The following is a 6,086-nucleotide window of genomic DNA, read 5'->3' on the forward strand; positions in this document are numbered from 1 at the left end:
CGGGGCGGGAGTTAACATCCGACCAACGATCACAATTGTCCGGAAAATGCCGGGTCAGAAATCGGTCGGTGCGCCGCCTTCTATCTTGCGCCTTGCGACGAAGTCGGACAATTCCTCGCGGATCGCCGGGTCCATCGGCGGCGGCTCGAAACTCGCGAGGATCTCGCGAAACATGTGATGCGCACGCTCCGGCGTCCAGACCGCCCCGGCAGCCTCCCAGGCCTCGTAATTCTTCCAATCGCTCAGGAAAGGCTGGTAGAAAGCCTCCAGATATCGATCCTGCGTATGTTCTATGCCAAAGAAATGTCCGTTGGGGCCGACCGTGCGGATCGCGTCGAGCGCGATTTCATCCGGCCCGGTGGCGCAGATCTCGGGCTGCATGTAACGCTGGATCTGCTGCAGGACCTCGCAATCCATGATGAACTTCTCCGGCGAGGCGATCAGCCCGCCTTCGAGCCAGCCCGCCGCGTGATAGACCATGTTGGTCCCCGATTGCACTGCCGCCCAGAGCGAATTCGAGGTTTCCCACATTGCCTGCCCATCCGGCACATTGGCCGCGCAGACGCCGCTGGAACGCATCGGCAATCCGTAGAACCGGCAAAGCTGCCCGGTCATCTGGGTCGCGCGCATGTATTCGGGAGTGCCGAACGCCGGCGCGCCCGATTTCATGTCCACATTGGAGGTGAAGGTGCCGATGGCGCAGGGCGCGCCGGGCCGGATGATCTGCGCCAGGACTACCGCGCAGAGCGCCTCGGCCAGGGATTGCGCCACCGCACCGGCCATCGTCACCGGCGCCATCGCCCCGGCGAGGGTGAAGGGCGTCACCACCAGCCCCTGCCCGCGCCGCGCCAGCCGCATCCAGCCATCGAGCATCGGCCGGTCGTGTTTTAGCGGTGAGGTCGAATTGATGTTGGTATACATGCGCGGGCTGGCGTCGAATTCCGCATGGCTGAGCCCGCCCGCGATCCGTACCATTTCCATCACGTCCTCAACCCGCTCCTTGCCCAGCGAATAGGCATGCATGACCTTGTCGGTCAGGGTCAGCTTGTCGAACAGCACGTCGAGATGGCGCACCGACGCATGAACATCGACCGGTTCGACCGGATAGCCGCCGGCGAAGTGGATGCAGTTTAAATATTGCGTCAATCGCAGCAGATCCTGACATTGCGCACGGGTGCCCGGCATCTTGCGGCCCAGTGACATGTCCCAGTAATTCGGCGGCGAGGAGACGTTGCCAAACACGAGGTTACGCCCGCCGATGGTGATCTGCCGGTCAGGATTGCGCGGTGTCAGGGTAAACTGCGACGGCGCATGGGCGATCCATTCCATCACGAAATCGCGGTCCATCCGGACATTCTCGCCGCTTACCTTGCAGCCCGCCTGCTGCAGGATCTCGACGGCCTCGGGATTGAGGAACTCGATCCCGATCTCTTCGAGGATTCGCACCGCACCGTCATGGATCGCGGCCACCCCTTCTTCATCCAGGGGCTCGGTGGGTCGGTCGATATTGACCGGGGGGTTCCAGGGCATCTGCTCGATCACCGCGCTGCCGCGTCGTTCCTTCGCGCCCGCGCGGCCGCCGTGTCTACCCCCATGTCTGCCCCCATGTCTGCCGCCCTGCCCGCCGCCTTGTTGGCCGCGCCGTCCGACTGCCTCTGCCATGTCGTCCCCTCCTGAGGTCACTCCCTCAGAAGGCCGGAAGCGGCGGCGCCCGGACCTTCAATTCGCGACGCTTCCTGTCGTTTTCATCTCAGGCAGGTCGCATGGGGGCGCCGCTCACGGCTGCGCGGCGGCCAGCCAGCCGGGAAGATGGCCGATGTCGGGCAACACGACATCGGCGAGTGGTGCCAGTTCCTCGGCCAGGGCCGGACCGGTCAACACCGCCACGGTCCGCATCCCCGCGGCGCGCCCGGCGCTGAGGTCATGCAGGCTGTCGCCGACCATGGCGATCTCCCCCGGTTCCAGCCCGACCGCCTGTGCGAAGGCCAGCATCTGTCCGGGCTGCGGCTTGCCGCCGTGACCGGAATCGAACCCGGCGATGAAGTCGAACAGCCCGGTGATCTCGGCATGATCGAGATGCGCCCGTGCCGGGGCTTCGGCATCGTTCGTGGCCACGCCGAGCGCCAGACCGCTGTCGCGCAGCGCGCGCAGCAGGGGCACCAGCGGCACCGCTTCGCGCTGCGGCGCGCGCCCGGCTTCCTCGTTCAGCATGGCGATCAGCTCGGCCTGCGTGAGCTGCGGAAAATGCGGCGCCAGCGCATGCGCGACCTGCGACGGTGTTCCGGCGATCACCACGGAATCGCGCGCATAACGCCGGGTCTTGAGGTCAAAGCCGATCTCGGCCCCGAGCCGCGCCGCGAATGCCTCGTCGCCCTGTGCCGCGCGCAGCAGGAAGCCGACGGCCCAGGCCTCCCAGGTCGCGGCGAAGTCAAACAGCGTCCCGTCCTTGTCAAACAGCAGACCTCGGATCACCGTCACGTCCAGCTCACCTGTTCGCCACCGGGCAGGGCGGCGCGGGCCAGCATGATCCGCTCATAGGGCAAGGCGACATGATCGCAAAAGGCGACCACCCATTGATCGTCCATCATCAGGAAATCCAGCACCGCGCCGAGGAACACCGGATCGCCCGCCTGGCGGCGCAGATCGGTCTCGGAGGCGCCCGTCGCCCCGAGAAACACCGGCAGCAGCTCGTCATGCGCGGCCAGCCAGGCCAGCGCCTGCAGCGCCAGGGTCTCGGCACTTTCTTGCGTATAGGACATCGAAATCTCTCTTTTCAGCGGGCTTCGAAACGCTTTGTTAACCAATTGGGCGAAGAACTGAACCAGTAAGATCAATTTGTGCGGAACGGAGCCCTCGTGCAAGGCAAGATCCTCATTCTGGATGCGATCGCGACCAATCGGATCGTGCTGAAGGTCAAGCTGGCCTCGGCCTTCTATCAGGTGTTGCAGGCGGCAAACCTGACCGAAGCCGTGACGCTGGCGCAGGATCATGTGCCCGATCTGATCCTGACCGGACTGACGCTGCCGGAGGGCACGGCTCTCGATCTCTGTACCGCGCTGCGTGCGAGCCCGCGTACTGAACATATCCCGATCATGGCGATCGGCAGTCGCGCCCAGGCCGATTGCCGCCGCGTAGCCCTGCAGGCCGGGGTGCAGGACGTGCTGCTCAAACCGCTCGATGACCGGCTGTTGCTGGCGCGGGTGCGCAGCCTGATCCGGGCCCATAATGCTGCAGCCGAATGGCAGATGCGCGACGACACCAGCCGCGCGCTCGGCATGGCCGAACCGGCGGCGGATTTCATTCAGCCCGATCATGTGGTGCTGATCACCGGCGACCGGCGTGCCGCCTCGGTCTGGGCCAGGCAATTGCGCCCCGGTCTCGGCTGCAGGTTCAGCGTCGAACAGCCCGAAGCCGCGCTGAGCCAGCGACAGCCTGTCGGGGTAACGAAATCCTTCGTGCTGGTCATTCCACCGGATCCTGCCGAGGCCAGCGCGGCCTTGCAACTGATCCCGGCACTGCGCGCCCATGCCGGGACACGCCATGCCGGGGTGCTTGTGATCCAGCCGCGCCCCGACCCGGGGCTCGGCGCCAGCGCGCTCGATCTTGGCGCCGACGACCTCATGACCGACGGTTTCGACGCGACCGAGCTGACCCTGCGACTGAAGGCCCTGATGCGACGCAAGCGCATGGCCGAACAGATGCGCGCCACGGTGCGCACCGGGCTGAGGGCGGCGGTTTTCGACCCGCTGACCGGCCTGCACAACCGACGCTATGCGATGCCGCATCTGACCCGCATTGCCGAACATGCGGAGAGCACCGGTCGCGCCTTCGCGGTGATGGTCGCCGATCTCGATCACTTCAAGCAGATCAACGACATACACGGCCATGCCGCGGGCGACGCCGTGCTGGTGGAAACCGCGCGCCGCCTGCGCGGCAATCTGCGTGCCATGGACCTGGTGGCACGGATCGGGGGGGAGGAATTCCTGCTGGTTATGCCCGCCACCAGCCTCGCGGATGCCCAGGCCGCCGCCTTGCGACTGTGCAACGACATCGGTTCGCGGCCCTTTGACATTCCCGGCTGCGGCGCGCCGATCGAGGTGACGATCAGCATAGGCATGGCAATCGGCGGGACGCGCCCCGCGGGTCAGACCCCGGAGCCGCGTCTCGGCGAGGCATTGATGAAGGCCGCCGACAAGGCGCTCTATTCAGCCAAGCTGCATGGCCGCAACCAGGTCACCCTGAGCCGCCCGGCCGCCTGAGCGGATCGGGACGCGCGATGGCGGACGCGTCCCGAACAGCCGCTAGACCGCGCCGCCTCCGGACCAGCGCGGATCGGATGCTCCACTCAGCTCGGCCACAACCGCGCCCAGCAGCGACCGAGAAACGATGACCAGCATGGCGGCTGCGTCAATTTCGAGCGTGAGCGGCCCGGTAGCGCGGTTCGACGTGCCGATCTGCGCGCCGGGTGCGAATTCCAGCCCGGCAATCGGCCAGACCAGCCCGTCGCTGCGCCCGGTGACCGGCGCGAGGGGAAACAGCGAGATCACGTCACCCGGTTCGGTCGGCAGTCTCAGCACCGGCGGGGCGAGGAAGATCACCTCGGTCTCGGCCAGGAGCGCGCAGGGCTGCGCGGCAAAGCGCATCAGGCTGTGAAAGGCGGCCAGTTGATGATCGATGCGCCCGCCGGTGAAACCGACGCCGATCACCAACGGCGCGGCAATCCGGCTCAGCGCCTTTTCGAAATCGGTGCTCGATTGTTCCGCGATCCGGTGGCGTTTCCCCTCGGGCAGCTCCGCGAGCAATGCCCCCGGGATCGAGTCGAAATCGCCGATTACCGCCGCAAGGCTTACCTCCGCCAGCGCCGCCAGGGCCGCTCCGCCATCCGCTGCCACGCATGTCGGAGCCAGCGTTAAGGCTTCGTAGAGATCTTCCGGTGTAGCCTTGCCGCCGCCGACCAGGGTCACCGGGCGGTGATCATGTACGATCTTTTCAACCATCAGCATTCATTGCCCTCTTTGGAAGCTGGCCACAATGTCGCCATAAAATGATACGCTAAAGGGCACAGATTCGGGCCGCTTTGGTCTCGGACGCCGTGGTAACGATAGGCTGCAGAACCGCAGAGGACGAGCATCCGATGATGAGCAACAACAAAATTCTTACCGTCTCCTACGGGACCTTCTCTTGCACGCTGGAAGGCTTTGATGATTCCTTCGGCACGATGAAGGCGATTGCAGAATATTTCCGCGATCTGGCATCGGATGACCGCTATTTCGGGGCCGAACCGCCGCAGCCCGATGCCGAGATGCTCACCCGGATCGCCCAGAAGGAAATTTCCCGCCGGGTACAGGCCCGCGAGCATGAAGGCAAGATCGTGCTGAGCGCGCTGGAAGACACCAGCGGTGGTGAAGGTCCGGTTGAGGTCGCTGCGCCGCCTGCCGGTGCTGAGCGCCCGGCCCCTGCCCCCGAGACACGGAACGCCCCCGAGGCTGCGCCGGAAGCGGCCGTGCAGACCGGGCCGGAAATCGTGCCGGGCCAGCCGGATAACGAGGTCGAAGCCTTCTTCGCCAGTTCCGATCAGGTCGCGCTTGCCGAGGACGAAAGCCCGAACCCCGGCGTCTACGCGAGCGCAATTCCCCAGGGCGACAGCATTGCGGCGAAGCTTCAGCGTATTCGCGCGGTCGTTGCCCAGCATGAGGACGAGGAGGAAGAATTCTATATCGAGGACGAACATGCGGAAGGAATGCGCGCGCGAGGCACCGGCCGCGGCACGGCTGCCTTACCGGCCGACACGCAGGACACCGACGCCGAGCCGATTGCCGACGCCGCCATTGCCGCTGCCCGTCGCGACATCGCCGATGCGCTTGAGGCCGATGATGCGCTGGAGGTCGCGACCGAAGACAGGGGCGCAGCGGAGCCAGAGAGCGAATCCGATGATGTGACCGCGATCCTCGACCGTCTGGACCGGGCTGATGCCGAGGAAGAGGCCGCGGCGCGCGGTCTTGCCGATGAGGCTGAGGCTGAGGCTGAGGCTGAGGCTGAGGCTGAGGCTGAGGCTGAGGCTGAGGCTGAGGCTGAGGCTGAGGCTG

General features: G+C 65.8%; 5 protein-coding genes and 1 pseudogene. 2 read left to right on the plus strand and 4 right to left on the minus strand.

Features of this window, described 5'->3' with window-relative positions; all coding sequences use genetic code 11:
• Positions 1 to 54: 54 nt before the first annotated feature.
• The 3 genes from ACFSUD_RS05285 to ACFSUD_RS05295 all read right to left on the minus strand — a co-directional run bounded on the left by ACFSUD_RS05285 (position 55) and on the right by ACFSUD_RS05295 (position 2,759).
• On the minus strand, positions 55 to 1,662 hold the full coding sequence (locus tag ACFSUD_RS05285) for a trimethylamine methyltransferase family protein (RefSeq protein ID WP_386372163.1): 1,608 nt from the start codon (positions 1,660 to 1,662) through the stop codon (positions 55 to 57).
• Between the two features lie 114 nt (positions 1,663 to 1,776).
• A complete protein-coding gene (locus ACFSUD_RS05290; RefSeq protein ID WP_386372583.1) occupies positions 1,777 to 2,484 on the minus strand; it encodes an HAD family hydrolase in 708 nt (235 codons plus the stop codon).
• A complete protein-coding gene (locus tag ACFSUD_RS05295) occupies positions 2,475 to 2,759 on the minus strand; it encodes a DUF3572 domain-containing protein (protein ID WP_386372165.1) in 285 nt (94 codons plus the stop codon). Before ACFSUD_RS05295 ends, ACFSUD_RS05290 begins: the two co-directional genes overlap by 10 nt.
• Positions 2,760 to 2,855: 96 nt before the next feature.
• Between ACFSUD_RS05295 and ACFSUD_RS05300 the strand changes: the two genes are divergently transcribed.
• A complete protein-coding gene (locus ACFSUD_RS05300; protein WP_386372167.1) occupies positions 2,856 to 4,259 on the plus strand; it encodes a diguanylate cyclase in 1,404 nt (467 codons plus the stop codon).
• A 42-nt stretch (positions 4,260 to 4,301) separates the two neighbouring features.
• On the opposite strand, the gene ACFSUD_RS05305 is transcribed toward ACFSUD_RS05300, so the two are convergent.
• A complete protein-coding gene (locus tag ACFSUD_RS05305; RefSeq protein ID WP_386372169.1) occupies positions 4,302 to 5,003 on the minus strand; it encodes a thiamine diphosphokinase in 702 nt (233 codons plus the stop codon).
• Between the two features lie 134 nt (positions 5,004 to 5,137).
• On the opposite strand from ACFSUD_RS05305, the pseudogene ACFSUD_RS05310 reads away from it, so the two are divergent.
• Positions 5,138 to 6,086, plus strand: a pseudogene (locus ACFSUD_RS05310) (chemotaxis protein CheA); the annotation flags it as partial.

Source organism: Sulfitobacter aestuarii (assembly GCF_042685005.1).
GTDB lineage: Bacteria > Pseudomonadota > Alphaproteobacteria > Rhodobacterales > Rhodobacteraceae > Sulfitobacter > Sulfitobacter aestuarii.

Excerpts from the sequence above, each read along its gene's own strand:
- ACFSUD_RS05285 (WP_386372163.1), bottom strand. The coding sequence starts at position 1,662 with ATGGCAGAGGCAGTCGGACGGCGCGGCCAACAAGGCGGCGGGCAGGGC.
- ACFSUD_RS05295 (WP_386372165.1), bottom strand. The coding sequence starts at position 2,759 with ATGTCCTATACGCAAGAAAGTGCCGAGACCCTGGCGCTGCAGGCGCTG.
- ACFSUD_RS05305 (WP_386372169.1), bottom strand. The coding sequence starts at position 5,003 with ATGCTGATGGTTGAAAAGATCGTACATGATCACCGCCCGGTGACCCTG.